General features: G+C 51.4%; 24 protein-coding genes and 1 pseudogene. 13 read left to right on the plus strand and 12 right to left on the minus strand.

Going from position 1 to position 25,746, the window contains the following annotated elements; all coding sequences use genetic code 11:
- Window positions 1–85: 85 nt before the first annotated feature.
- The gene (locus ACM1PF_RS11505; protein WP_416674629.1) at window positions 86–463 is read left to right on the plus strand and encodes a Pepco domain-containing protein; all 378 of its coding nucleotides are present in this window, start codon (window positions 86–88) and stop codon (window positions 461–463) included.
- A gap of 34 nt (window positions 464–497) precedes the next feature.
- Here ACM1PF_RS11505 and ACM1PF_RS11510 read toward each other — a convergent pair whose 3' ends face one another.
- The 3 genes from ACM1PF_RS11510 to ACM1PF_RS11520 all read right to left on the minus strand — a co-directional run bounded on the left by ACM1PF_RS11510 (window position 498) and on the right by ACM1PF_RS11520 (window position 1,351).
- Complete coding sequence (locus ACM1PF_RS11510; protein WP_416674631.1) at window positions 498–797, minus strand: type II toxin-antitoxin system VapC family toxin; 300 nt, start codon at window positions 795–797, stop codon at window positions 498–500.
- A 107-nt stretch (window positions 798–904) separates the two neighbouring features.
- Window positions 905–1,117, minus strand: coding sequence for a hypothetical protein (locus tag ACM1PF_RS11515; RefSeq protein WP_416674633.1), 213 nt, complete (start codon window positions 1,115–1,117; stop codon window positions 905–907).
- Window positions 1,118–1,159: 42 nt separating this feature from the next.
- Window positions 1,160–1,351 (minus strand): hypothetical protein, encoded by a 192-nt coding sequence (locus ACM1PF_RS11520; protein WP_416674636.1) that lies wholly within the window; start codon window positions 1,349–1,351, stop codon window positions 1,160–1,162.
- Window positions 1,352–1,596: 245 nt separating this feature from the next.
- Here ACM1PF_RS11520 and ACM1PF_RS11525 point away from each other — a divergent pair, with 245 nt between their 5' ends.
- From ACM1PF_RS11525 to ACM1PF_RS11550, 6 genes are all read left to right on the plus strand, one after another.
- A complete protein-coding gene (locus tag ACM1PF_RS11525; RefSeq protein ID WP_416674638.1) occupies window positions 1,597–1,845 on the plus strand; it encodes a hypothetical protein in 249 nt (82 codons plus the stop codon).
- A 282-nt stretch (window positions 1,846–2,127) separates the two neighbouring features.
- Window positions 2,128–4,734 (plus strand): bifunctional aconitate hydratase 2/2-methylisocitrate dehydratase, encoded by a 2,607-nt coding sequence (acnB, locus tag ACM1PF_RS11530; RefSeq protein WP_416674640.1) that lies wholly within the window; start codon window positions 2,128–2,130, stop codon window positions 4,732–4,734.
- Between the two features lie 337 nt (window positions 4,735–5,071).
- Window positions 5,072–7,195: a bifunctional arginine dihydrolase/ornithine cyclodeaminase gene (locus ACM1PF_RS11535; protein ID WP_416674641.1), complete on the plus strand. Its 2,124-nt coding sequence runs from the start codon at window positions 5,072–5,074 to the stop codon at window positions 7,193–7,195.
- A 227-nt stretch (window positions 7,196–7,422) separates the two neighbouring features.
- A complete protein-coding gene (locus ACM1PF_RS11540; protein ID WP_416676629.1) occupies window positions 7,423–7,860 on the plus strand; it encodes a XisH family protein in 438 nt (145 codons plus the stop codon).
- Window positions 7,830–8,006 (plus strand): element excision factor XisI family protein, encoded by a 177-nt coding sequence (locus ACM1PF_RS11545; RefSeq protein WP_416674644.1) that lies wholly within the window; start codon window positions 7,830–7,832, stop codon window positions 8,004–8,006. The genes ACM1PF_RS11540 and ACM1PF_RS11545 overlap by 31 nt, the downstream gene beginning before the upstream one ends.
- Complete coding sequence (locus tag ACM1PF_RS11550; protein ID WP_416674646.1) at window positions 8,006–8,167, plus strand: element excision factor XisI family protein; 162 nt, start codon at window positions 8,006–8,008, stop codon at window positions 8,165–8,167. The genes ACM1PF_RS11545 and ACM1PF_RS11550 overlap by 1 nt, the downstream gene beginning before the upstream one ends.
- A gap of 56 nt (window positions 8,168–8,223) precedes the next feature.
- On the opposite strand, the gene ACM1PF_RS11555 is transcribed toward ACM1PF_RS11550, so the two are convergent.
- Window positions 8,224–8,394, minus strand: a complete 171-nt coding sequence (locus tag ACM1PF_RS11555; RefSeq protein ID WP_416674647.1) for a PCP reductase family protein — start codon at window positions 8,392–8,394, stop codon at window positions 8,224–8,226.
- 190 nt (window positions 8,395–8,584) lie between these two features.
- On the opposite strand from ACM1PF_RS11555, the pseudogene ACM1PF_RS11560 reads away from it, so the two are divergent.
- From ACM1PF_RS11560 to queC, 3 genes and pseudogenes are all read left to right on the plus strand, one after another.
- A pseudogene (locus tag ACM1PF_RS11560) lies at window positions 8,585–10,425 on the plus strand (ABC transporter ATP-binding protein).
- A gap of 53 nt (window positions 10,426–10,478) precedes the next feature.
- Entirely contained in the window at window positions 10,479–11,147 is a 669-nt protein-coding gene (locus tag ACM1PF_RS11565) for a 7-carboxy-7-deazaguanine synthase QueE (RefSeq protein ID WP_416674648.1), read from the plus strand.
- A gap of 12 nt (window positions 11,148–11,159) precedes the next feature.
- A complete protein-coding gene (queC, locus tag ACM1PF_RS11570) occupies window positions 11,160–11,870 on the plus strand; it encodes a 7-cyano-7-deazaguanine synthase QueC (protein WP_416674651.1) in 711 nt (236 codons plus the stop codon).
- A 17-nt stretch (window positions 11,871–11,887) separates the two neighbouring features.
- Here queC and ACM1PF_RS11575 read toward each other — a convergent pair whose 3' ends face one another.
- From ACM1PF_RS11575 to ACM1PF_RS11585, 3 genes are all read right to left on the minus strand, one after another.
- A complete protein-coding gene (locus ACM1PF_RS11575; protein WP_416674654.1) occupies window positions 11,888–13,885 on the minus strand; it encodes a sensor histidine kinase in 1,998 nt (665 codons plus the stop codon).
- Window positions 13,875–16,403: an EAL domain-containing protein gene (locus ACM1PF_RS11580; protein WP_416674656.1), complete on the minus strand. Its 2,529-nt coding sequence runs from the start codon at window positions 16,401–16,403 to the stop codon at window positions 13,875–13,877. Before ACM1PF_RS11580 ends, ACM1PF_RS11575 begins: the two co-directional genes overlap by 11 nt.
- Window positions 16,404–16,993: 590 nt before the next feature.
- A complete protein-coding gene (locus ACM1PF_RS11585) occupies window positions 16,994–17,683 on the minus strand; it encodes an N-acetylmannosamine-6-phosphate 2-epimerase (RefSeq protein WP_416674658.1) in 690 nt (229 codons plus the stop codon).
- Window positions 17,684–17,985: 302 nt separating this feature from the next.
- Here ACM1PF_RS11585 and ACM1PF_RS11590 point away from each other — a divergent pair, with 302 nt between their 5' ends.
- Window positions 17,986–19,035 carry a glucokinase gene (locus ACM1PF_RS11590; RefSeq protein WP_416676630.1) on the plus strand — a complete coding sequence of 350 codons (1,050 nt, stop codon included), beginning with the start codon at window positions 17,986–17,988 and terminating at the stop codon, window positions 19,033–19,035.
- Between the two features lie 97 nt (window positions 19,036–19,132).
- On the opposite strand, the gene ACM1PF_RS11595 is transcribed toward ACM1PF_RS11590, so the two are convergent.
- The 4 genes from ACM1PF_RS11595 to ACM1PF_RS11610 form a co-directional block, all read right to left on the minus strand.
- Window positions 19,133–20,311, minus strand: coding sequence for a citrate synthase (locus ACM1PF_RS11595; protein WP_416674660.1), 1,179 nt, complete (start codon window positions 20,309–20,311; stop codon window positions 19,133–19,135).
- A gap of 124 nt (window positions 20,312–20,435) precedes the next feature.
- Window positions 20,436–21,470 carry a histone deacetylase family protein gene (locus ACM1PF_RS11600; protein WP_416674662.1) on the minus strand — a complete coding sequence of 345 codons (1,035 nt, stop codon included), beginning with the start codon at window positions 21,468–21,470 and terminating at the stop codon, window positions 20,436–20,438.
- A 5-nt stretch (window positions 21,471–21,475) separates the two neighbouring features.
- Entirely contained in the window at window positions 21,476–21,880 is a 405-nt protein-coding gene (locus ACM1PF_RS11605) for an NIL domain-containing protein (RefSeq protein WP_416674663.1), read from the minus strand.
- A 235-nt stretch (window positions 21,881–22,115) separates the two neighbouring features.
- On the minus strand, window positions 22,116–22,943 hold the full coding sequence (locus ACM1PF_RS11610) for a hypothetical protein (RefSeq protein WP_416674665.1): 828 nt from the start codon (window positions 22,941–22,943) through the stop codon (window positions 22,116–22,118).
- A gap of 311 nt (window positions 22,944–23,254) precedes the next feature.
- Here ACM1PF_RS11610 and cobU point away from each other — a divergent pair, with 311 nt between their 5' ends.
- Together cobU and ACM1PF_RS11620 are read left to right on the plus strand one after the other, a co-directional pair.
- Window positions 23,255–23,806, plus strand: a complete 552-nt coding sequence (cobU, locus tag ACM1PF_RS11615) for a bifunctional adenosylcobinamide kinase/adenosylcobinamide-phosphate guanylyltransferase (RefSeq protein WP_416674667.1) — start codon at window positions 23,255–23,257, stop codon at window positions 23,804–23,806.
- A gap of 197 nt (window positions 23,807–24,003) precedes the next feature.
- Window positions 24,004–24,495, plus strand: a complete 492-nt coding sequence (locus tag ACM1PF_RS11620) for a hypothetical protein (protein ID WP_416674668.1) — start codon at window positions 24,004–24,006, stop codon at window positions 24,493–24,495.
- A gap of 34 nt (window positions 24,496–24,529) precedes the next feature.
- Here ACM1PF_RS11620 and ACM1PF_RS11625 read toward each other — a convergent pair whose 3' ends face one another.
- On the minus strand, window positions 24,530–25,552 hold the full coding sequence (locus ACM1PF_RS11625) for an AI-2E family transporter (RefSeq protein ID WP_416674670.1): 1,023 nt from the start codon (window positions 25,550–25,552) through the stop codon (window positions 24,530–24,532).
- Window positions 25,553–25,746 lie beyond the last annotated feature (194 nt).

The following is a 25,746-nucleotide window of genomic DNA, read 5'->3' on the forward strand; positions in this document are numbered from 1 at the left end:
TGAACGGTTGCCCAATTCTCAATACTGGGGATGTCATTCGCTTCCAACTCAGCGAAAATAAAGGAAAAAGTGCGGAGAATCAGAAATGACAGACGAAGCAGCACAGCTATGGCTCATGACCGAAGTGGAAACCACCGAAACCACCGAAGTCGTCCGGGGAGAGCGGAACGGCAGCGACACCGGAGGTGGATTTGGCCCACCACGAGTCACAGAACAGGTAAAAACGATCGTCCGTCAGCGAGTTCCCCTGGATGCTGTTACCCTCAAAACCCAGATGAAGGGACTCTTACAAGTCGTCAGCGATGTCTTTGATCAGGCCAATCAACAGAGCGATCTGCAACTGGATGAAGTCGAACTGTCCGTCGAAATTAACGCTCAGGGACAGGTCAGCATTATGGGCAATGGCGGTTCTCTCAGCAATCGCGGAGCGATCAAGCTGAAGTTCAAACGTACCAATCCTTAACATGACTTCACCCATTCATCAGAATGTGCTGTACCTATTCAGGATTCCAGAAATTTAGAGTGTCAAAAGATGCGAGATCGCGGTAGTTTAATGTCCAGACAGGACATTGATGCTGTAGAGCTATTGTCACAACTGTCAAATCTTCTAGCGTCCCTTGCCATGCAGGAAGTGACTGAATCTTCTGGCATAAAGATTGAAACTCGGCCGCATCAATGGGCAATGCTATCAGGCTTTCTTCCATGCCTTTCAAAGCGCGTTGAGCTGCGATCGGGGTTGTGTTATGAAGCAGCCACTTATATACCTCATAGATGATTGGTACCGGAGTCAGCAGCATTGTTTTAGTCTGGCTCAGTTGTGAGAATCCAGCAACACACTGAGTGTGATCAATATCCTTTACATAAAACAACCCAATCAGTGGTCCCGCATCCAGTACTATCTGTCTCAACGAAGGTCATCCTCGGCATGGTCACGAGCATTACGAGGAGCTTCTGCCACAATTCCAGCTAGTTCCAACAGCTTCGAGCTATCTTTCGGCGATCGCTTAATCTCTAAAGCCTCTTGCACTAGGCTCACTACCGTTTCCTGAGGATGTGCCCTTAAATAATCCGTTAGCTGTCGCGCTAAGGGTTCAGGTAGGTCGATCGTAATTTGCATAAGAACTTCAACTAAAGCACAATTTTGCAATCCATTTACTGTTTATCGTAGCTTAACAGCCAGCGATTCCTCTAGAGCATTACTCTCAAGACCCACTTTGCTGATTCCGATCGCCCATCGCTTCGATCGCCTCTGCCACTTGCTGGAGTACCCCCACGCGATCGTCTGTCTGGCATCGATCGCAATAGTAACAATTGTGACTTGATTTGCTTGATCGATTGATGGTACGCTCATCAGCTATAGCTGTCTTTTGGGTTGTCCTGACCTGCGAGATAGTGACTCTACCTAGAGGCGAATTCTCTAGCGGAGGTCAAGCGTCGCCGTCCAAAGCAAAACGCCCAACCTCCTGACCCAGACTATGTGCGCTAGTCCAGGCTAGGGTGTATGATAACACCCGATGTCTGCCGCTTGCCCTGTCTGAACGAGGGCTAGTCTCTAGGGTTTCTTCAAACCCTGGAACACAAGGAGATTCACAAATCATGTCCGACAAACTGTTCGATCAGCCCCCTAGTGGCGATCGGCTGATTTCCCCTGCCCGGCGATCGGTAAAACTTCTGATGATTGGTCAACCGAATGATGTAGAAATCACGATCGCCCGTCTGTATCAGTGCAACTTCTGTCGAGTGGAAGACTGGTCACGCCCCCTACCCTTCTCCCAAATCCAACAGGCCACCAGCAAAGAACCCGGCGAAATCATGCGGATCTACGTGCGATCGATGACCCTCTAGGTTAGGACGCACAACCGCGCCCCTACCAGTCCCCTTTGCTGCTCTCTTGTGGGGTGGGCATCCTGCCCGCCCAGTCCACCAACCTTCTTCACCAACTTCTTGTGGGGTGGGCATCCTGCCCGCCCAGTCCTCAAACCAAAACCTTCCATCAGCAATGATGCAAACCCTCCCGATGACAAGAAGTGTGCAACAAGCTACCGTTGCAATGTAAATGTATTTATAGAGTAGATGTGGCAAACCTCAGGAGTTGCCGCAGAGTTTTGCTGCCTGAGAGGAGAATGAATGCTGGAATCGTATCGTAAACACGTTGCAGAGCGGGCGGCTCTAGGAATTCCGCCTCTACCGTTATCGGCTGAACAAGCCTCTGATTTATGTGAATTATTAAAGAATCCGCCTGCGGGTGAGGAAGACGCTTTACTCAAAATGCTGGTCGATCGCATCCCTCCAGGCGTAGACCCGGCAGCCTATGTCAAGGCAGGCTTTTTAACGGCGATCGCCAAAAAGGAACTCACCAGTCCGCTGATTTCCCCGCAGTACGCCGTTGAGCTACTGGGCACGATGATGGGGGGATACAATGTGCAATCCCTGGTGGATTTGCTGCAATCCGACGAGGCATTGGCAAGCACGGCGGCAACTGCCCTGAGCAAAACCCTGTTGGTTTACGATGCGTTTCATGATGTTTTGGAACTAGCGGAATCGGGAAATTCCTACGCTAAACAAGTCATTGATGCCTGGGCAAACGCCGAATGGTTTACCAGTCGTCCGAAACTGCCGGAAGCCATCACCGTGACCGTGTTCAAAGTTCCCGGTGAGACGAATACCGATGACCTGTCGCCTGCCCCCCACGCCACCACTCGTCCTGATATTCCCCTCCATGCCCTGGTCATGCTGGAAAGCCGGATGCCAGACGGGTTACAGACGATCGCCGAGCTGAAACAGAAGGGCTATCCCGTTGCCTATGTGGGGGATGTGGTCGGAACCGGATCGTCCCGGAAGTCGGCCACCAATTCAGTCCTGTGGCACGTGGGGGATGATATTCCGTTCGTGCCGAATAAGCGCACCGGAGGCTATGTCCTGGGCGGTAAGATTGCCCCGATTTTCTTTAACACAGTTGAAGATTCGGGGGGACTGCCGATCGAATGTGATGTCGAAAAAATGGCAACGGGGGATATAGTTACGATCCATCCCTACAAAGGTGAAATTACCAACGAAGCTGGAGAAGTGATTTCCACCTTCACCCTCAAGCCGGATACAATTCTGGACGAAGTGCGGGCAGGGGGACGGATTCCCCTCCTGATTGGGCGTACCCTCACTGATAAGACCCGTGCCGCGTTAGGACTGGAACCCAGCCCCGTCTTTACCCGTCCCCAACTGCCTGCGGATTCGGGTAAAGGCTTCACCCTGGCCCAGAAGATGGTGGGTAAAGCCTGCGGTCTGCCGGGGGTGCGACCGGGAACCTACTGTGAACCGATGATGACTACAGTGGGATCACAGGACACGACGGGCCCCATGACCCGCGATGAATTGACGGAATTAGCCTGCCTGGGCTTCGGGGCAGATTTGGTGATGCAAAGCTTCTGCCACACCGCCGCCTATCCCAAACCTGTAGACATCAAAACCCATCGAGATTTACCGGACTTTATCAACTCGCGGGGTGGTGTGTCCCTTCGTCCGGGCGATGGCATTATCCACTCCTGGCTGAACCGAATACTGTTGCCGGATACGGTGGGGACTGGGGGTGATTCCCATACGCGGTTCCCGTTGGGCATTTCCTTCCCGGCTGGATCAGGCTTGGTTGCCTTTGCGGCAGCGTTGGGGGTGATGCCATTGGATATGCCAGAGTCGGTGCTGGTGCGCTTTAAGGGCAGTTTGCAACCGGGAGTCACCTTGCGGGATGTGGTGAATGCCATTCCCTATGTCGCCATTCAGCAGGGTAAGCTGACGGTGGCAAAGCAGAACAAGCAGAATCTCTTCTCTGGGCGGATTATGGAAATGGAGGGACTGCCCGATCTGAAGCTGGAGCAAGCCTTTGAACTCACCGATGCTACGGCAGAACGTTCCTGTGCTGGCTGTACGATCAAGCTGAATCCAGACACGATCGCCGAATATTTGCGATCGAACGTTGCCCTGTTGAAGAACATGGTGGCGCGGGGCTATGGCGATGCTCGAACCATTCTGCGGCGGGTGGCGAAGATGGAGCAGTGGTTGGCGAACCCAGAAGTCATGGCGGCTGATGAAAATGCTGAGTATGCCGATGTGATTGAGGTGGATCTGGATCAGATCAAAGAGCCTCTGGTGGCGGCTCCCAATGATCCAGACAACATCAAGCTGATGTCGGAATGTGCTGGCGATCCGATCCATGAAGTGTTCATCGGTTCCTGCATGACCAACATTGGACACTATCGCGCCGCCGCCAAGGTGCTGGAAGGAGCCGGAGCCGCCAAAGCCAAACTCTGGATCTGTCCGCCGACCCGCATGGATGAAAAGCAGCTACGAGAAGAGGGCTACTACGGCATCTTTGCAGCAGCCGGAGCCAGAACCGAAATGCCGGGATGCTCGCTCTGCATGGGCAATCAGGCGCGAGTGGCAGATGGGGTGACGGTCTTCTCCACTTCCACTCGCAACTTCAACAACCGCATGGGGAAAGATGCTCAGGTTTACCTGGGTTCGGCGGAACTGGCAGCGGTCTGCGCCCTGTTGGGACGGATTCCCACGGTGGAGGAATATCTGGAGATTATTACTCAGAAGCTCGATCCCTTTGCGGCGGATCTGTACCGCTACCTCAACTTTGACCAGATTCCTGGCTTTGAGGATGAGGGACGGGTGATTCCCCTGGAGGAAATGCCGAAGATTGAGGAGATTCTGGGAATGCCGACGGCGGCGGTTTAAAGCCCGATCGAACTAAATCCGATCGCTGAAGGGGGGTGTGATGCGTTGCACCTCCCTATTTTGTTAGGCTGTAATTCGTTAGGCTATTTCTATCATTTCCCAAATGTTGTCACTTCATGACTTCCCACGCTGCCCCCTCGATCGCGTAATAAGATAGGGAATTGTCTGCTTGTTAAGCAATGCCTGCTGCAAAATCGTGGCGCAGGCTACAGAATTGGGTGTCAATTGTACTTTTTAATCTTTGGTTTGGCTGCCTGGTTGCTGGGCAAACGGTACCGTAATTCACTTTGACTGCTTCAACCCATTCAACTCAACATTAATTCATCTAGGTTCCTGTATGAGTGCTTCTTCCATTCGCTTTCTCATGTGCTCTCCCAAATTCTACGATGTGGATTATGTGATTAATCCCTGGATGGAGGGAAACGTTCACAAATCCTCCCGCGATCGGGCCGTAGAACAGTGGGACAAGCTGTATCACGTCATTAAAGACCACGCAACGGTGGATTTAGTGGAACCTCAAAAAGGGGTTCCCGATATGGTGTTCACCGCCAACGCCGGACTGGTGCTGGAAAATACGGTGGTTCTCAGCCGCTTCTACCACAAAGAACGGCAGGGGGAAGAACCCTTCTTCCAGCAGTGGTTTGAGGAACAAGGGTTTAAGGTACATCTACTCCCCAAGGATTTACCCTTTGAAGGGGCAGGAGATGCCTTGCTCGATCGGGAAGGTCGCTGGCTGTGGGCGGGCTATGGCTTCCGTTCTGAGCTAGATTCCCACCCCTACCTGGCCAAATGGCTGGATATTGAAGTCCTGTCGCTGCGGCTAATGGATGAGCGATTCTACCATCTCGATACCTGCTTCTGTCCTCTGACAGACGGCTACCTGCTTTACTATCCACCTGCCTTTGACTCCTATTCCAATCGCCTGATCGAGATGCGGGTTCCGCCCGAAAAGCGGATTGCCGTTGAAGAACCCGATGCCGATAATTTTGCCTGCAATGCGGTAAATATCGATCGCCTCATCATCATGAACAAAGCCAGCGATAACCTGAAGGCGCGACTGGCAGAGGCCAACTTCCGGGTGATTGAAACCCCGCTCACCGAGTTTCTCAAGGCCGGCGGAGCTGCGAAGTGTCTGACGTTGCGAACCACCGAACCGTTGCAGCCAGTTCACCATGCCGTTGCCACCGTTGAAAGTCGCACTATCCAGTTAGAAGGCCACTTGCTGGATTCCGGACTGATCAACCGGGCGTTAGACCTGATCGTGGAAGGCGGCGGCACCTTCCAGGTCTTGAACTTTAACCTGGGTGAACAGCGTCAAAGTACCTCCACCGCAGAAGTTCGGGTCACGGCCCCTTCCCATGACGTGATGGAAAAAATCATGTCGCAGCTCATCGACCTGGGCGCATCCGCCAGACCCCAGGAAGTGTGTGATAATCCCCTGGAAACCGTGGAATTGGATGGTGTGGCTCCGGATGATTTCTACGTCACAACCATTTATCCCACGGAAGTGCGCGTTAACTGTGAGTGGGTGCGAGTCCAGAATCAGCGGATGGATGGGGCGATCGTGGTGTCTCAAACTCCTGAAGGGGCGATCGCTGAGTGTAAACTGCTCCGCGACTTGCAGAAAGGCGATCGCGTGATCGTCGGCGTAGAAGGGATTCGCACCGTTCGCAAGGCAGAATCCCGCGAGCAGCGCACCAGCAATGATAAAGAGTTCAGCTTCATGGGTGCTGGAGTGTCCAGCGAACGCCGGGTAGAACTGGTGGTAGAACAAATCGCCTGGGAGTTCCGTCGCATTCGAGATCAGGGCGGTAAGGTCGCCGTCGTCGCGGGACCGGTTGTGATTCATACGGGCGGTGGAGAACACCTGGCTCACCTGATCCGGGAAGGTTATGTGCAGGCCCTCCTGGGAGGAAATGCGATCGCGGTGCACGACATTGAGCAATCCATGATGGGCACTTCCCTGGGGGTCGATATGAAGCGGGGGGTTTCCGTTCGCGGGGGGCACCGTCATCACCTGAAGGCGATTAATACTATCCGACGGTATGGCAGCATTGCTCAAGCTGTAGAACAAGGAGCTTTAGGGAGCGGCGTGTTCTATGAATGCGTGAAGCACAATGTCCCGTTCTCTCTGGCAGGTTCCATCCGCGATGATGGGCCGCTGCCTGACACTAAAATGAATCTGATTGAAGCCCAACAGGATTATGCTCGCCTGATTCAGGGAGCCGATATGATCCTGATGCTCTCCTCCATGCTGCATTCGATCGGAGTCGGCAATATGACTCCCGCTGGGGTAAAACTGGTTTGCGTGGACATTAACCCCGCAGTCGTCACCAAACTCAGCGATCGCGGTTCCGTTGAATCCGTCGGCGTAGTCACTGATGTGGGTCTGTTCCTCAGCCTGCTAACCAAACAACTCGATCGGTTAACCAAACCCTATGAGATCGCTCAAACAGTCTAACCAGTAATTCCAATCTCTCTCTTGTGGGGCGGGCATCTTGCCTGCCCTGTTTGGTTATTAGTAACCCAAGTTCGATCACGTGCCATCAGGACAACGGATACAGAGCTATTTTCTCTACAGAGTTATTTCCTCAGAAGAAGCCTTGAGCCGATGGCAAACCAGCGTTGCAGTGGAAGATAGTATAACAATTGAAGGGAGTTCAACGTCCTAAGTAACGAATGCGGGACATGGCAGCAAAAGATGTATTCCATGATGTTGTGAAAGCGGCTCTGGAGAGGGATGGGTGGGTAATCACCGATGATCCATTAACAATCCGGGTCGATAGCCTGACTGACTTGTTTATTGATCTGGGCGCAGAGAAGTTAATTGCAGCTGAGAAGGAGAACCAAAAAATTGCGATTGAGATTAAAAGTTTCCTTGGACAATCGGTTGTATCAGAGTTTCACACAGCGATCGGTCAGTTTACGAACTACCGTTATGCTCTATCCGATCGGGAGCCGGAACGAGTGCTATATCTGGCGGTACCAGCTAGCATTTATGATGAGTTCTTTACTCGACCGTTCATTCAATCGGTGATTCAGCGGAGTCGAATTAGCCTCTTGATTTATAACATTGAAACAGGAGAGATCGTACGATGGCAAAAACAGAGCAGTACCGAAACCTAGTACAGCAATTACTGATAGACTATGCTGGTCGTCGATCCTCGCAACGAGGAGAGGTGGAGCTACAAACCGTATTCGATCGAGAGCATGACCATTACCAACTGATCTATGTGGGATGGGAGAATAAGCAGCGGGTGTTTGGCCGGTAATGCATCTGGATCTTCGCGGAGAGAAGGTATGGATTCAGTGGAATGGAACCGAGGAAAAGGTGGCGGATGATTTGGTGAACTTAGGGGTTGCGAAGCAAGATATTGTATTAGGCTTTCACCCTGAATCGATGCGAAAGTTCACTGAGTTTGCAGTGAGCTAGGCTCTGTTGAGCATTGTCATCAAGGTCGAAATCCTGAAGACTTCTTCCAGCCATTCTCAGGAGCCAAACTTCTGTTTCGCCTGTTCATAAACCTCTACAGTAATTTGAGTCGCTCCCATTTCCTGAGCGAATTTCTCAATCTTCTTGCGGGCAGCCGGACGGACAAAAAAAGGAATTTCCTTGAGTCGGGCTTCCGCTTCCGTCGTCCATTCAGGCGTGTTGCTCATAGGGAGTCTTAGACCGTCGTTGGGATTATAAACAGCATTAAACTTAGCATACTCCGGGGATGTATCTCATTTTGCCGTTGTATGACCGATCGCTTACTGGCAAGCAGGATGCCTGCGCTACGGAAATGAGCCATTGGCATAAAATGACTGTTTGCAGCGAGAGACATCGCTAAAAAGTTATCGTGGAAGGATGAAGACTGTACATTCCCGATCGCCTCTCTCCTCACGGTTTCAAGGAGTCAAAAAATCCCTTTCCCTCTTTCAATATTGTCGTCAAGCTGTTCAATTGGTTTGGACAACCGATCGCCGCCTGACCATTGGACTTGCCCTTCTCACCCTGGTGGCAGGACTATTACCCGCACTGGTCGCCTACCTGGGGAAGCTGATTATTGATGCCGTGGTACTGGCGGAACAAACCGCTACCGCCTCCGATCGATGGCTCGCGCTGCAATACCTGGGCATGGAAGCGATCGTCGTTGCATTGTTATCGGGGAGTCAGCAGGGGATTGCGCTGTGTCAATCTCTGTTGCGGGTGCTGCTGGGGCAAAAGGTGAATGAGTTAATTCTGGAAAAGGCTTTAACGCTGGATCTGTCCCACTTTGAAGACTCGGAATTTTACGACAAGATGACCCGTGCCCGTCGGGAAGCCTCGACTCGTCCTCTGAGTTTGGTTGGACGCACCTTTGGGCTGGTCAAAGATACACTGTCTCTCGTCACCTATGGTAGCCTGTTGCTGCAATTTTCCCTGTGGGCCGTGCTGTTGCTGATGGTGGCCGCAATTCCTGCATTCATTGCTGAAACCCGTTTTGCCCAGGTTGCCTTTCGGCTATTTCGCAGACGGGCCCCGAAACCCGCGAACAGCATTATCTGGAAACCCTATTAGCCAGGGAAGATTTTGCGATGGAAGTGAAGCTTTACCAGCTTGGTGAAATGCTGCTCGATCGCTATCGCACCATTTTTAACCGAATCTACCACGAAGATCGGGATCTAACCGTCCAGCGAAGTTTATGGAGCTATGGACTCAGCCTGCTCAGTACCGCTACCTTCTACGCCACCTATGTTTGGATTATTCTGGAGGCGATCGCAGGCCGGATTTCTCTGGGGGAGCTAACCATGTATTTAGTCGTATTTCGGCAGGGACAAACTACGTTCTCAGGGCTGCTCACATCAGTGGGTGGAATGTATGAGGACAGTCTGTATCTTTCTAATCTTTACGAGTTCCTGGAGGAAGATGTACCAGAATCCTCAGGTTATGCAACCTATGGTCATCAGCCAGACGATGGAATTCGATTTGAGAATGTCACTTTCACCTATCCTGGCAGTACCACACCCGCTCTCAAGCAGGTTTCCTTTCATCTGCGGCCGGGTGAAAAGCTGGCGATCGTTGGCAAAAACGGTTCTGGTAAAACCACTTTGATTAAGCTCCTGACCCGCCTGTACTCTCCGGATTCAGGACGAATTTTACTGGATGGGCGCAATCTGCAAGAATGGGATCTGGAGGTGTTGCAGCGGCGGATCGGCGTAATTTTCCAGAACTTTGTCCGCTATCAATTCACGGTGGGCGAAAACGTTGGCATTGGCGATGTGGATTATCTCCATGAGGAACCGCGCTGGTGGCTAGCCACGGAAAAGGGAACGGCCCGATCGTTTGTTGAAGAAATGCCGGAAGGGTTTCATACGCGGTTAGGACGCTGGTTTAAGAATGGACGGGAACTTTCGGGCGGACAATGGCAGAAAATCGCCCTATCGCGGGCCTTTATGCGATCGAGAGCCGATATTTTGGTTTTGGATGAACCAACTTCTGCGGTGGATGCGGAGGCGGAAGTCGAAATTTTTAACCAGCTTCGGGCCGTAACCCAGCATCAGATGGCGATTTTGATTTCTCACCGCTTTTCTACAGTGCGAATGGCTGATCAAATTATGGTGATGGTGAATGGCGAAATTGTCGAACAGGGAACCCACGAAGAACTGATTCGATCGGGTGGTGATTATGCGCGGCTGTTTGCGCTTCAGGCGGCAGGGTATCGATAGGAGAGGAGGAAGTTAGTTGTAGATTGGTGAGGGAACTTGAGCGGAGGAACGACATGAAACATTTGCAGGTTAAATCTATCCCAGAACCTATCCCAGAACCTATCCCAGAGTCTATTCCAGAGAATCCATCTCCGCTCCCGGTCGTAGAAACGTTTCACTCAGTTCAGGGAGAGGGAACCTGGACGGGAACCAGTGCTTTCTTTATTCGCCTGGCCGGATGCGATGTGGGCTGTCCCTGGTGTGATACGAAGCATTCCTGGAATATGGCGCGGCATTCTCAGCGGACTGTGGCGGATCTGGTGGCGGAGGCAAAGGCGGTTGCTCCAGCGATCGTCGTGATTACAGGGGGTGAACCCCTGATGCATGATTTGACTGACCTGACAGGAGGATTGAAATCCGCAGGGTTGCAGGTTCACCTGGAAACATCGGGAACCCATCCCTTCAGCGGTCAGTTTGATTGGGTGACGTTTTCTCCCAAGCGATCGAAGTTGCCCCATGCCAGTATCTATGCTCAAGTGAGTGAACTGAAAGTGGTCATTGTCGAGCCATCTGATCTGGAATGGGCTGAATCCCATCGGGCTGAACTGCCTGCCCATGCCCTTCAGTTTCTCCAACCGGAGTGGGATACGCCGGAAAGCTATCACTTGATTTTTGAGTATGTTCTGCATCATCCTCAGTGGCGGATCAGCCTACAGACTCACAAATTCACCCGTATTCGATAGGAGGAAGGCTGGATGGATCGTCCTAAAGCAGTAGTTTTGTTATCAGGTGGTTTGGACTCAGCAACGGTAGCAGCCCAGGCGATCGAGGATGGCTATGAACTGATTGCCCTGTCGTTTCGCTATGGTCAACGGCACGATCGAGAACTGCTGGCAGCCCAACAAATAGTGGAGCATCTCAAGGTCAAGGAGCATTTTGTCGTGGAGGTGAATCTGGCCCAGTGGGGAGGATCCGCGCTCACAAGTGCAACCGATGCCATTCCTACCGATGGAGTGCAGGCTGGGGTAATTCCCGTTACCTATGTGCCTGGACGCAATACGGTGTTCATCTCGATCGCCCTTTCCCTGGCAGAAGCCAAAGCCGCAGAGGCGATTTACCTGGGGATTAATGCGATCGATTATTCTGGCTATCCAGACTGCCGCCCAGAATACCTGGAAGCCATTCAGCATCTGGCATCCCTTTCCTCCAGGGCTGGATTGGCGGGAAATGCCCCTCATCTTGTCGCACCGCTTGTGATGGATTCCAAGGTAGATATCGTTCATCGCGCAGTCCGTTTGGGCGTTCCCATTGCCCTGACCTGGTCTTGTTACCAGGGAGAAGCGGAACCCTGTGGAGTCTGTGATGCTTGCCGCATCCGCGATCGGGCTTTAATTGAGGCAGGTCAACCTGAATTAGCCACAGCGATCGGACGGACAATGTATCACCAGGAACAGTCTACTGCCTGAATGCCAGGGAATTGAGGCTATGGCATCCCCCCAACAGGCAACATGACGGTAAAAACTGCTCCCCGATCTAAAACACTATGGGCCGAAATACTGCCACCATGTTGTTCGACAATTTTGCGGCAAATGGCTAAACCCATGCCGGTTCCCTGATATTCACTGGAACCATGCAAGCGATGGAACATTGTAAAGATCCGATCGAGATATTTCTCATCAAACCCAATGCCATTATCACTGACCTGAATTTGATAATAACCACGAAAGTCGGAGGAATGAGTTCGAGTCAAAGGGCTAAATGAAGATGAATCCAAAATCAAGGAAGACTTAAGCTCAACCCAAGGTGAAACGTTTGGCCGATGAAATTTGATAGCATTACTAATCAGATTTTGGAACAGTTGGCGCATTTGGGTTGGATCGGCCTCGATCGTCGGTAGATCTGCCACAACAACCTGAGCGTTTGCTTGCTGAATGGGCACTTCCAGATCGCTCAACACCTCCTGAACAATGTCCGTTAAATTCACCGGAACAAAGGGATTGGCGTTGGTGGTGACCCGCGAAAAGGAGAGCAAGTCATTAATTAAAGTTTGCATCCGGTGAGCAGCATTCTGCATTCGCTGCACATAGTCCTGCCCCTCTTCATCAAGCACATCGGCATATTTGCTGTGAAGCCGATCGCCGAAGGACTGAATTTTGCGCAACGGTTCCTGGAGATCGTGGGATGCGATCGAGGCAAAATCCTCTAGCTCCCGATTGCTTTGCTCCAACCGTTTGGCAAACTGTCTCAGTTCTGCTTCCGATCGCTTCCGTTGGGTCATGTCTCGAATATTGCACTGAATCACCTGCTGTTCACCGGCAATGTAGGCACTGCTGACAAACTCCACCTCCAAATATTGTCCAGTTTTCGTGCAAAGGGACATATCCTCAGACAAAGAGCTTTCTACTTGAAGTCGCTGCATCATGGTCTGAGCGGTTTCCACCTGATCGGGAATCACTATCTCCCAAAGTTTTTTGCCCAACAACTCCGCCTGAGAGTAGCCCAAAAGGTTGAGTAAAAACGGGTTGGCTTCAGTAATTTGTCCGGTTTTGGCATTGATAATCAGCACCCCATCCTGAGCCGCTTCAAACAGCCGACGGTAGCGGATCGCAGAGGACAGCAAAGCTGTATCCTTTTTCTGGCGATCGGTAATATCCTGCACGATCGAGAATACCCCAATCACGTTCCCATCGGCATCCACCAGGGAAGTACTGTGCCATTCACAAACCAGTAAGCGACCATCCGCTGTAATGTTCTGGCTGATGCTCGTAATGCTGGTTTTTAATTCAATCAAAGTGTGCCAGACTTTTTGAAAATCCGGCTTTAGTTGAGGAGGAACAATCAGGGCTGTGATCGGTTCTCCCAGAACTTCACGGCGATCGTACAAAAAAATCTTTTCTGCCCCTGGATTCCATTCCATTACCTCGAAATTCAGATTCCACTCAATGATGGCCAGCGGAGTTTGCTTGAGGTGAAACAAAAGTTTTCGTTCCAGCAGGTGCAGGGCATCTTCAGTCTGCTTGCGATCGCTAATGTCTTCAAAGATAACTCCGACGCGCTGGTGAGGTACGGGGAAGGCTTTGACCAAAAAAACTTTTTCAGCCAGGTGTTCATCCCGGTAGCGGATTTCGCCCAAATCTTTGCTGCTGCCCGATCGAATTACCTCTGCATACCCATCTGGCGGTTCAATTTTCAGGAAGGCTGGGAAGGGATCAAGCGCTTCTATTGCCTCTGGATCGTCTGGATCGTTTGTATTGTCTGGATCGTTTGTATTGTCTGGATCGTTTGTATTGTCTGGATCGTCTGTATTGTCTGCGATCGTTAAGGGAGCCAAACGCTCTGGCAATCCCAGGATTTGTCGCGCCAGTTGGTTAGTGGCAATCAGGCGAAACGTCCCGGCATCGTCCATATCCCTCAGATGCCAGATCATCAGACCCAGCGGAATATGCTCTACCAATTCAATACACAGATGATCACCAACCATCTACTTTTTTACCTAACAATCCATGAATTAACTGGGTTGCGGCTTCCGCCTCGACGGGTTTACAAAAGAAGTAGCCCTGGGCGTAATCACAGTGGAGGGCCCGAATTTGAGCCAGTTGCTTGGGGGTTTCCACGCCTTCGGCCACCACATCCATCCCCAGGTTCCAGGCAAGGGTAATAATGGTACGGACGATCGCCAGTTGTTCACCGTCGGAATCAATTTTACTGATAAATGATCGATCGATTTTCAAAGTATCAATCGGAAACCGATGCAGATAACTTAAGGATGAATACCCTGTGCCAAAGTCATCGATCGCTAAATGAATGCCCAATTCCTGAAGTTTGGACAGCGTCGTAATGGCTAACTCAGCATTCTCCATTAAAACACTTTCAGTAATTTCCAGCTTCACACAATGGCTACTCAGCTCAGCTTTGGATAAAATTTGGCTAATTTCCTCCGTCAGGTAAGGCGTGAATTGTTTACTGGAAAGATTGACGGTAACAGACAGATCTTGATCGGGAAACTGCTGCTGCCATTCTCGCATCTGTTGACAGGCTTCTTGCAACACCCAACGACCAATCGGAATAATTAACCCCGTATCCTCAGCGATCGGGATAAATTCCGCAGGTGAAATCATGCCCCTTTTAGGATGCTTCCAGCGCAACAGGGTTTCAAAACTGACCACCTGCTGAGTCCGCAAAGAGACGATCGGTTGGTAGTGTAACTGTAGCTCTTGCCGTTCTAAAGCTCGCCGCAGATCGGTTTCCGTTTGCAGCAATGCAACTGCGTAAGTGTGCATCCTGGAATCAAAGATTTCGTAGCGTCCACGACCCTGCTCCTTTGCCCGGTACATGGCCGTATCTGCATCTCGCAACAGTTCTTCGGGATGAGTATAGTGATTTGACCCAAAGGTAATGCCAATGCTGGCGGCTGTAAATACCTCATGCCCCTCCAGGTCAAACGGGACGGAAAGCTCTTGCTGAATCCGTTCTGCTACCAGAGTGACCGCTGTTTCATCCCGCACATCCTCCAGCAAAATCACAAATTCATCTCCCCCCAGACGGGCGATCGTGTCCGCTGGACGCAGACAGTGGGAGAGTCGATCGGCGATGGAAATCAGCAGATGGTCACCCAACATATGCCCCAGGCTGTCGTTGATCATCTTGAAGCGATCGAGATCAATAAACAGCACAGCAAACAGGCTACTACTCCGCTGGAACAGTTGAATGGCGTGGCGGAGGCGTTCCATCAACAACACCCGATTGGGGAGTCCCGTCAGCGTATCATGCAGGGCATCGTGAACCAGCTTTTCCTCCGCTTGCTTCCAGGCAGTCAAATCCGTTTGAGAACCCGCCATCCGCGTCGTTTTACCGTCTTGATCCTGAACCGCCAGCCCCCGGCACAGGATCCACCGATATCCACCATCTCGATGCTGCATCCGATATTCCTGCTCAAAGTGGGACGTTAATCCTTCTAAATGCTCCTTTAACGTCCGCTTGACCCAATGGGCATCTTCAGGATGAATGCGATCGAGGCATTCCTCAATACCATCACCAATTTCATGTTCCCGATAGCCCAGCATAGACTTCCAGCGCGGTGAGAAGTACACCTCTCCCGTTTTCAAATTCCAATCCCAGATGCCATCATTTGCTCCCTGAACTGCTAATGCATAGCGTTCTTCGCTTTCTCGCAGGGCCGCTTCAGCCCGCTTTCGGCTCGTAACATCGTTTTGGAGTCCGATAAAGTTGATTAGCTTCCCGCTTTCGTCAAAAACTGGATTGATGGACACTTCATTCCAGAACGGTGTGCCATCTTTGCGATAGTTCAAAATTGGACAAACGATCGGTTTGAGCTGGCGAATTGCGTCTCGGATCTGCTGAATGGCGGTTGGATCAGTATCGGGCCCCTGGAGAAAACGACAATTTCGACCCATTGTTTCCTCTGCGGTGTATCCAGTGAGTTCTGCAAAGGCAGCATTGACAAAAACCACTGGATTCCCTGGCCGCGAAGGATCCGTAACGACCACTCCAGTACTGATATTGCTGATGGCAAGGGCTAATTGCTGTTTTTCTTGCAGGGCTAGCCGTAAGGTTTTGAGGGTATGGGCGTGTTCTACTGCATAGCGAATCGTCCGTTCTAACACCGCAGCCGTCATTTCCCGCTTCAGCAAATAATCCGCAGCTCCAGCGCGCATGGCAGCCATATCAATTTCGTGATCTCCCAGTCCCGTCAACAAAATAAAGGGGGCATTACAGTGATGGGCGATCGCGTCTTGCAGCAACTCTAACCCGCTCCGCTGCCCCAGCCGATAATCCACCAAATACACATCATACTGATCCTGAAGGATTAGATCGAGTGCCTTCTCATAGGTTGCAACCCAGTCAATCCCAAACGTTTCTCCCTGGATTTCAGCAAACAAATCTCGTGTGAGGACATAATCATCCTCATCATCATCAACGAGAAGCACTTTGATTAAGGGGCAAGCCATATCCAAATACAGGTAAATTAAATCGAACAAAGGAGCAGCAAGGTGATGTCAACAAAAATGATCATTAGCAACAATCAATACAATTGATGGTTTATGGGCTTATGCGAGGGAGCGTAGAATGGGGTTGCAAAGACGATCGGTGCTCCGGGGTGCCATGCCAAAAGCTAATGTGCTTCCAGGTTCCGTAGAACAAGGAATTCCCTCGTATTGTTATAGTTCCCTCAAATCGGAGAATTTTTACTTCAGACAGCTCTGAATCCCTTGAAGTAATTTGGGTAGCGTGAAGTAATTTCAGTAGACCGCAAACCCTGTTTAGATCCCCCCTAGCCCCCTTAAAAAAGGGGAAACCGAGCCAAGAAGGTTTGAAGTTCCCCTTAAAAAGCTACCGTGTACACAGATCTTGACTGAGAGGCTCAAACCCTGATAGATCCCCCTAAATCCCCCTTAAAAAGGGGGACTTCTAATCCGGTTCCCTCCTTTTTAAGGAGGGTTAGGGAGGATCAAACCCAGTCGTGGCTAGAGCAGATGACTTGTGTGTACACCGTAGCCTTAAAAAGGGGGATTTAGGGGGATCAAAAGCAGGCGTTGCCGTGAATGCAATTGATTTTCGATCTTTCGATCTACTGATGCTGTAATGCAGTGCAGTAAGTGGCAACCTGAGCATCAATTCCAGTGATGGCAGTCCCCACCACAACGGCATAGGCTCCCAGCGTCAAGGCTTGGTCGGCCATAGGGGGTGAGGCAATCCCGCCCTCACAAAGGCAGGGAACGTTCAAGGCCTGCACCATTTGGGTGAGCAGGTCAAATCCAGGAGGAGAAAGGTGACGAGTCTGCTCTGTGTAGCCGTAAAGCGTTGTACCCACTACATCGGCTCCTGCTTGAGCTGCATGGATTGCTGCTTTGAGCGTATCCACATCGGCCATCACGAGCTTACCCAAGTCAGCGTGAATCCGGTCAATCAGTGACTTTACCGTTTCACCGTTGGGACGTTCCCGTAAGGTCGCATCGATCGCAATGATATCTGCACCAGCCGCAGCGATTTTGGCAGCATGGTCAAACTGAGGGGTAATGTAAACGTCGTAACCGGGGATTTGCTGTTTCCAGAGTCCAATAATTGGCACATTCACTCGTTGCCGTACAGCCTGGACATGGGCAGGAGTATCAATACGAACGCCGACGGCTCCTTGATTCACAGCAGCCTGAGCCATGGCCGCAATGACAGCAGGTTCATGGAGGGGAGAGTCGATCGGAGCTTGACAGGAAACGATCAAGCCGTGTTTTAAAGATGCAATCGGTGAGGGATGGGACACGGGTTGTGGAGAACAGGTGACAGGGGATAGGTGACAGGGGATAGGGTGTGAAAGACCAGGAGAGGATCAATCTCAGCGCATACTAAATTATGGTCTCTTTTGGGGAATGTTGTGGCAGGTTTGTGCCGGAGTGAGCACCGTTCCTCTCTTCTCATCTCTTCATTAACCCTGCCACCTTTTTACACGGACTTGATCAACATTTGTCAAGATTGTTTGCAAAATAGAAAGAAGCTGGGTTTGTGGCAGCACTTGCCCCAGACTATGTAGAAAGCAGTTCGTTGACGGGATGTGTTCTTAGAACCATGACACAATTATTGGCAGGAGATACAGGCGGCACCAAGACCATTCTCCGATTAGCAGAGCTTCATGAGACCCAATCTGGGCCAAAACTCAAGCCGCTGTATGAATCTCGCTATGTGAGTGCAGAATTCACAGATTTGGTTCCGATGGTGCGGACCTTTTTAACTGAAACCGCCGAAGCGATCGGCACCCCCCCCAAACCGCAGAAGGCTTGTTTCTCCATCGCTGGCCCGGTCGTCAACAATACCTGCAATCTGACCAATCTATCCTGGATGTTAGATGGCGCTCGGATTCGGCAGGAGTTAGATCTTAAAAAAGTCCAACTGATTAACGACTTTGCCGCCGTAGGCTATGGCATTACAGGATTAGAGGCTGAAGATATTGATACCCTCCAGGAGGGAGAACCCCGAGAGGATGCACCGATCGCCGTGATTGGGGCGGGAACGGGGCTAGGACAGGGTTTTTTAATCCAACATCAGGGACGGTATCGCGTTTACCCTTCAGAAGGCGGACATACGGACTTCTCTCCTCGCAATGAGCTGGAATTTCAGCTTTTGAAGTATCTGCGCGACAAGCTGAATGTCAACCGGATCTCGGTGGAGCGGGTCGTATCGGGCATGGGCATTGCTGCCATCTACCAGTTTTTGCGCGATCGAGACTACGTTAGCGAAACTCCTGAGGTGGGAGAAGCCATTCGCACCTGGGAACGGGAAGCCGGGAAAGGGGAAAAGACCGTAGACCCCGCTGCCGTGATTGCCGTTGCGGCTGCTGAAGGGCGCGATCGGTTGTCTAAAGAAACCATGGAACTCTTTGTCAGTCTGTACGGTGCTGAAGCGGGTAATCTTGCCCTCAAGCTTTTACCCTTTGGCGGGCTGTATATTGCAGGAGGGGTTGCCGCTAAAAATCTCCCGTTAATGAAATCCGGCATTTTCATCGAAGCTCTGACGGATAAGGGTCGAATGCGTCCCCTGATGGAACGCATCCCCGTCCGACTGATCTTGAATCAAAATGTTGGCTTGCTCGGAGCTGCCCTCAACGCGAGTCGCTTATAGCCCATCGGTTCATTAATGGGTTGGATCGATTGTAAGGGCGCACCGCTATGCGCCCCTACCGGGTACGTTATTTTGCCGCATATCCCTAAAAACCCCCTTACCCGGTCACCAACCCAATTAACGCCTGATCCTGCACGGACTGACGTTTCTCCACGGGAACATAGGGAGCATTCCGTGGCCCAGTATAGATTTGGGTCGGTCGGAAGATGCGATTTTCCCCTAGCTGCTCCTTCCAGTGGGCTAACCAACCCGCCGTTCGAGCAATGGCAAATACTGGGGTGAACAAATCGGTAGGAATGCCCAATTTGCGATACACCAGTCCAGAGTAAAAATCAACGTTGGGATAAATTCCCTTGTGTCCCAGTCGTTCCGAAACCGCCTGCTCCATTGCCAGGGCAATATCGTAGTATTCATCTCGCCCAAACTTTTCAAAGAGCTGCTCTGCCAACTGTTGCAGAATGATGGCGCGGGGGTCTTTAACTTTATAAACCCGGTGGCCAAAGCCCATGATTTTGGTCTTTTGGCGCAGGCAGTTGTCTAAATAGGCCTCCACATTGTCCGCAGAGCCAATTTCCTCCAGCATGAAAATGACTTCTTCGTTGGCTCCGCCGTGCAGCGGTCCCGCCAGGGTTCCCACCGCCGAGGCAATCACCCCATAGGGATCGGTCAGGGTGGAGGCTGTCACCATTGCGGAGAAGGTCGAGGCGTTGATCGTATGTTCCGCGTGGAGGAGTAAACAGATGTCAAAAATCCGGGCGGCTAGAGGATCCGGTTCCCGCTCGGTCAGCATATAGAGGAAGTTGCCTGCATAGTCCAGGTCATCACGGGGCTGAATTGGGTCATTTCCCTTTCGCATCAGTTGGAACGCTGCAACCATCGTGGGAATTTTGGCTAAAAGCCGCACCACCGCATCCCGAATGTAAACGGGATTGTCCAACGCTCGCCGGGAATAAAACAAGCCCAGAGCCGCAGCGCAAGCCTGTAGTGCATCCATTGGATGGCCACTCTCCGGGAAGCACTTCATCATGTCTCGAATTCGGTACTTCAACCGGCGATGAAACCGAATTTCATGTTCAAATTCATCCAGTTCTTCCTGCGTCGGCAATCCGCCCCAAATCAGGAGGTACGAGGTTTCCAGGAATGTGCTCTGTTGAGCCAGTTCTTCAACATTAATACCCCGATACTCCAGGATACCGTTCTGACCATCCACAAAGCTAATACTCGATTGGGTCGCAGGGATTCCTTCCAGCCCTGGTCTGTATTCACAAAACGTCATAGTTCATTGCGCGCCTGAAACGTCTGTAGTTATTAAGCTTACCTAGATTGGCACACTCTCTGCTGGGAGTTTTGTCTGTTTTGCAGCACTCTTAGCAATCTTTAAGGGCCAGGCAGGCTGGAAATCACGACAATCCCTCAAATCCCCGCAGAAAGCTCACGACATTTTGCCCAATTTCATCGATCGCATATCCCCCTTCCATCACAATCAGCGTTGGGTAATTCAGTTGGGCGATCGCCGCTGCCATGCGAGCATAATCCCTGGAGGTCAGGCGGAATTCAGAAATGGGATCTTTTTCAAAGGTGTCTACGCCGAGGGAAACCACTAGAGCATCTGGGTGATACTGCTGGATTTGCTGGAGGGCCTCAGCCAGGACAGGTTGATAGGTTAACCAATCTGTACCGATGCGGAGGGGATAGTTGCGATTGAAGCCCTCTCCCTTACCCTGCCCGATCTCATCCTCAAAGCCCAGAAAATAGGGATAGGACTGGCTGGGATGGGCATGGATTGAGATAAAAAAGACATCGGGGCGATCGTAGAAAATGGCTTGAGTGCCGTTGCCGTGGTGGTAGTCCACATCCAGCACCACAACTCGATCGGCTCCCTGATCGCAGAAAGCCTGGGCCGCAATGGCAGCATTGTTCAAAAAGCAGTAGCCTCCCAAAAAGTCGCGGGCGGCATGGTGTCCAGGCGGACGACAGAGGGCAAAGGCGGAGGGTGCGCCTTGAGTAATGCGTTCCTGAGCCGTCAAAGCTACGTTGACCGCAGTGGTGGCAGCCTGCCAGGTTCCAGAACTGATCGGCGTTCCAGCATCAAAAGAGTAGTAGCTGAGTTTGCCCTCAATCGTTTCTGGGATGCGATCGTGGCGCATGGTGCGAGTCGCCCAGGTCAGCGGCAGTGCATCGTGATTTCCCTGCTGCGCCGACCATTCCGCCCAGGCAGTTTGCAAAAAGTTAACAAATCCAGCATCGTGAACTCGCAGAATTGGATCCAGCCCAAAGGACTTCGGTGGTTCAATGGCTCCCAGGTGAGACTGTTGCAAATGGCTGAGGATGGCATCTGCCCGGCGCGGATTTTCATAGGGGGGCAGCAGTTTGCCGTCAATCAATTCTGCCTGAGCATTCTGGTAGCGGTGATCGTCGCTGTAGATGGTGATCATATCAATCAAAGATTAGTCGAAATCGCCTGAACTGGACAGGTGGGAATACATTGCTCACAGACCACACAGCGCGATCGGGTGAAGTTGAGGCGAAAGGTTTTAGGATCCAGGGTCAGGGCTTCCGTCGGACAGACTCCAGTACACAGCCCACAGTGAACGCAGAGGTCTTCATCAATCACAATTTCTCGACTCGCCTGGGAAATGCCAATATCCTGCGATCGCATCCAGTCCAACGCGGCATCTAACTGATCAATATCTCCCGATAGCTCCACCACCAGGGTTCCCACCTGGTTAGGAGTCACCTGGGCCCGAATGATATTCGCTGCGACGTTAAAATCCTTGGCCAATCGATAAGTGACTGGCATATGCACCGATCGTTTGGGAAAAATCAGGGTAACTCGCTTTTTCACAATCTCCTTTCAATCAGGGATAGGAAATGATATAGACAGTGTTAGATGTCCATGTTAGAACAATTGACTGTAAGGGCGCACAGCAGTGCGCCCCTAGTGTGTAATGAGGACGCACAGTTTGCCCCCGGTGTGTAATGAGGACGCACAGCAGTGCGCCCCTACCAGGAAATTCGCCGATCGGTTACTCGAATGTGTGTAATGAGGACGCACAGCAGTGCGCCCCTACTCGAATTTTCTATCCTTCTCGAATTTGGCCATGTACCATCGTCAGGGTTTGAACTAGCCCCGTTAGACGGTTTTCCAGGTTTTCTTTCTTCGCCAATAAAGTCCGGAGTTTTTGGTAGCGGGCGATCGCCAAACTGACGTAAGCCACCTGATCCGGCGGACAGGGACGCGACCAGACCTGACCATCAGGATCCAAGCCACAGAGGCGATAGTCGGTGCGGGCTGCCTCGCTACTGAGCGGATACCCACCCTGACACAGTTGCTCAATAAATGCCATCAAGTAATCCACATCTGCATGGCGCAGTAAGGACATATCCACAGGCGGCGTAATGTGACCTGAAGATTGGGATTCTAACCAACCCTCCACGATCGGCCCTTCTTGATAAAGAGCATGGATTTGCTGCACCGTTTCCTCTAGATCAACCTGCCAGACTCGCACCAGAGATTCGATTTCTTGAAGCAGGCCGACCGCCAAATTAGGGTTAGCCGCATGGCGATGGCTGCTGAAACTGGGAGCTTGGGGGCGAGGTAGGATGGGAATGCTCGGTGAATCCTGGGCTGAAACAGGTTGCGGTGGGTCAGAGGGCAAAACGGGACTCGTTTCTGAAGCGATCGGCTCAATCGTTCCCTTGGGTAAAGGAAAGGGTTCGATCGCCGGAGATTTCGTCCGAGACTTGGAAGGCACCACGGGGGACGGCCCTTGCCCCCCATCGACAACAGTGGCAGCATCTGCATGGACTGGATTTGCCAGCCGCCCTGGTGCAGGTGGAACCTCTGGTGGAACCTCTAGTTGATCCAGCGTTGCTTCAATCCGTTTTAGTCCAGGTTTCATAGACATTTCCCAACCCGAAATTTTTCGCTACTAGATTTTAATAATTTTTTTGCAATTTGGGCGATCGGGTAGATCGCATAGATGGAATATTGGGGACAGTTCCTCAGGAGAGGGGGCTCGCCATTATTCTTTAGTTTGGTGTAGTTATTCTAGCGGTCATTCTTAAAATGGAACGGCTTCTTTGATGCTTTAGTGAAATTTGCTGCTCAAGCTGTTCATCGGGCGGATAGGATGCCCATTCCCCAAGAATTCTCAGTCGATTTGATTCTCATTTCCTGGCAATGGTTTTTGCCGCTTTTCTTTATTGCTTCCCTGATATGACTGAATCGTCCCATCGGAGTCCAATTTTAGTAACGGGACCCGCTCGATCGGGTAAAAGTGAATGGGCAGAACGGTTAGCCCTCCAATCGAACCATACTGTCACCTATGTGGCAACGGCTCAGGTGAATCCCGATGATGCTGAATGGCAGGCTCGGATTGCTCAACACCAACGTCGTCGTCCCCCTGACTGGCAAACGATCGCCGCTCCGGTTGATCTGCTGACTCCGCTTCAAGCTGCCACTGCCTCCGACTGTTTGTTGATTGATTCCCTGGGAACCTGGCTCGCCAACCTGCTGGAGCAGGATGATTCCCTCTGGGAGCAAACCCTCCAGGATTTACTGACCGCCCTGATCGCAACGCCCAGCCGGGTCATCCTGGTTGCTGAGGAAACGGGTTGGGGGGTGGTGCCCGCCTATCCGCTTGGACGCTTATTCCGCGATCGACTGGGAAGGCTGACTCGCCAAATTGGCCGCATTGCCCATCCGGTTTACCTGGTTACAGGCGGACACGTGCTCAATCTGAGTCAAATGGGAACTCCCTTGCCCTGATCGACCAACCTTAATCTTTGTTACGGAATTCAATGGAGTGAGCCTTCACTCTAATCGTTAGGATAGAGATAACGACTGTACTATCGATCGATGCAGCGTTGAATTGGATGCAGTATTCTACTATGTGAAGCAAGGTAAAGTAATTCTTTGCATTGTCTAAGCATTGTCTAAGTGGAGCAAAATTAGCGATAGGCACTATGGCATCTCCAGATCAAGTTAAGCAGTATCTTGCCTACTGGTTTCAACTCGGCAAGCGATTGATTGTTCGTAACGGTGAAAAGGCAATCTTGCCCCAGCCGGTGATTCAGGGCGATCGATACAGTGCTGAGTTTGAAGATTGCTGGCAATACATCACCAAAAACAGCTCCAAGGACTGCTACCTGGAAGGCACAGTGCAAACGATCGATGAGCTACTCTCATCCCGTTGGGACATTTCTCCCTGTGCCCGGTGTGATATGCCGGTGCCAATGATGAATTTGGGATTACAACCTCCCGAATGTCCCTGTGCGGATCTCCCCCTCTGGCCGAATACTGAGCTTCCTAAACCCCGCTCACCCGTCAGTAACCAGACTCAGCTCAACTCCATCCGCGATCGACTCAGACGCTCTCATCAAAACCGTCAGGATGCACCCGTTCAGCAAGAAGGGGATGGCGATCGTTCTCTGGATCTGCGTTCTCTGGATCACTAACTGGATCACTAGATTTCTAATCTCTGAATCGTCATCATTTTTTCTTGCCCAAAACATCCTCAATGTAAAGCATCTTCACAAGGATCAGTATTGCAGCCGCTAATGGCGTAGCGACCAGGACTCCCAAGGGGCCGAACAAAAATCCCATGACCAGAACAGCGGTGAGGGTTAGAGCGGGTGGCAAAGAAACGGTTTTTTGCTGGACGATCGGGGTGAGCACATTTCCTTCCAACTGTTGGGCTACCAGAAAGAAGATGGCTACATAGACGGCTTGCATTATATCTTGGGTGAAGGCAATCAAAATTGCTGGAAAGGCAGAGAATACAGGGCCCACGATCGGAATAAACTCCAACAATCCAGTCAGAACCCCTAAAGCTGGAGCGAGCGGTATACCTAACAGAGATAGTCCCACCCCAACGACAATCCCGATGACGATCATGGAGATCACTCGGCCCAGTAGCCATGCCTGCATGCCATCAATCAGGCTGTCTATTACTTCGTGGGCCCGCTGCCGACCTGTGGGAGGAATTAAGCTGATAATGCCTGTGCGGTATAGCCCTGGATCAAACGCGATAAAGATGCCGATGAATACAATGAACAATACATTGGCCAGGATCCCTAATGTATCAGCAAAGGTGCCGGGCAATCCGGTTAACAGGTTGAAGTCAGGTAGGGTTTGTTCACCCTCAAACACTCGTCCCGCCAGGCCTTCCCCCCAGTCTTGATTAATAAACGCTTCTACGTAATTGAGGGCTGCATTGATTTGCTCAAATAGCTGATCCGTCTGGCGTAATAGTTCTGGAACGAATAACCACCCACCCCCAACCATCAGCACCAGGATGGTAAACAGCACAATCAGCAAGGCTCCGCGAGGGGGGATTCGAGTTCGACGAGCGATCGGGTAGGCCAGGGTACGCAGGGCGATCGCCAGCAAAATTCCCAGAAATACCAATAGCAGAACATCGGCAACGACCCAGATAAATGTAACCAGCGTAATCAGTACCCCAACTACGCCCGCAGTCAGTAAAATCCGTTTCAGATATTCTTCAGTACTCACAATGTGTCCGACTCTATCTGAATACGGTCTATCTTAGAGGGAGATGGGGCCGTTGTTGATAAGCCTATGGCTATAAAACCAAATTTTCAGGTATTTGGGGATACTTCCGGGTCAAGGTTCTAAGGGTGCATAGCAATATACCCGGTAGGGGGCGCTATTTTTCCGCATACCCCTTATGGGACTGTAAAACATGG

Origin of the sequence: Egbenema bharatensis FJBBOT/2019, assembly GCF_048077055.1 — a bacterium.
Taxonomy (GTDB): domain Bacteria; phylum Cyanobacteriota; class Cyanobacteriia; order Elainellales; family Elainellaceae; genus Egbenema; species Egbenema bharatensis.

Coding starts and splice junctions, on each gene's coding strand:
- ACM1PF_RS11505 (WP_416674629.1), top strand. CDS start 86: ATGACAGACGAAGCAGCACAGCTATGGCTCATGACCGAAGTGGAAACC.
- ACM1PF_RS11510 (WP_416674631.1), bottom strand. CDS start 797: ATGCTGCTGACTCCGGTACCAATCATCTATGAGGTATATAAGTGGCTG.
- ACM1PF_RS11515 (WP_416674633.1), bottom strand. CDS start 1,117: ATGCAAATTACGATCGACCTACCTGAACCCTTAGCGCGACAGCTAACG.
- ACM1PF_RS11520 (WP_416674636.1), bottom strand. CDS start 1,351: ATGAGCGTACCATCAATCGATCAAGCAAATCAAGTCACAATTGTTACT.
- ACM1PF_RS11525 (WP_416674638.1), top strand. CDS start 1,597: ATGTCCGACAAACTGTTCGATCAGCCCCCTAGTGGCGATCGGCTGATT.
- acnB (WP_416674640.1), top strand. CDS start 2,128: ATGCTGGAATCGTATCGTAAACACGTTGCAGAGCGGGCGGCTCTAGGA.
- ACM1PF_RS11535 (WP_416674641.1), top strand. CDS start 5,072: ATGAGTGCTTCTTCCATTCGCTTTCTCATGTGCTCTCCCAAATTCTAC.
- ACM1PF_RS11540 (WP_416676629.1), top strand. CDS start 7,423: ATGGCAGCAAAAGATGTATTCCATGATGTTGTGAAAGCGGCTCTGGAG.
- ACM1PF_RS11545 (WP_416674644.1), top strand. CDS start 7,830: ATGGCAAAAACAGAGCAGTACCGAAACCTAGTACAGCAATTACTGATA.
- ACM1PF_RS11550 (WP_416674646.1), top strand. CDS start 8,006: ATGCATCTGGATCTTCGCGGAGAGAAGGTATGGATTCAGTGGAATGGA.
- ACM1PF_RS11555 (WP_416674647.1), bottom strand. CDS start 8,394: ATGAGCAACACGCCTGAATGGACGACGGAAGCGGAAGCCCGACTCAAG.
- ACM1PF_RS11565 (WP_416674648.1), top strand. CDS start 10,479: ATGAAACATTTGCAGGTTAAATCTATCCCAGAACCTATCCCAGAACCT.
- queC (WP_416674651.1), top strand. CDS start 11,160: ATGGATCGTCCTAAAGCAGTAGTTTTGTTATCAGGTGGTTTGGACTCA.
- ACM1PF_RS11575 (WP_416674654.1), bottom strand. CDS start 13,885: ATGGTTGGTGATCATCTGTGTATTGAATTGGTAGAGCATATTCCGCTG.
- ACM1PF_RS11590 (WP_416676630.1), top strand. CDS start 17,986: ATGACACAATTATTGGCAGGAGATACAGGCGGCACCAAGACCATTCTC.
- ACM1PF_RS11595 (WP_416674660.1), bottom strand. CDS start 20,311: ATGACGTTTTGTGAATACAGACCAGGGCTGGAAGGAATCCCTGCGACC.
- ACM1PF_RS11600 (WP_416674662.1), bottom strand. CDS start 21,470: ATGATCACCATCTACAGCGACGATCACCGCTACCAGAATGCTCAGGCA.
- ACM1PF_RS11610 (WP_416674665.1), bottom strand. CDS start 22,943: ATGTCTATGAAACCTGGACTAAAACGGATTGAAGCAACGCTGGATCAA.
- cobU (WP_416674667.1), top strand. CDS start 23,255: ATGACTGAATCGTCCCATCGGAGTCCAATTTTAGTAACGGGACCCGCT.
- ACM1PF_RS11620 (WP_416674668.1), top strand. CDS start 24,004: ATGGCATCTCCAGATCAAGTTAAGCAGTATCTTGCCTACTGGTTTCAA.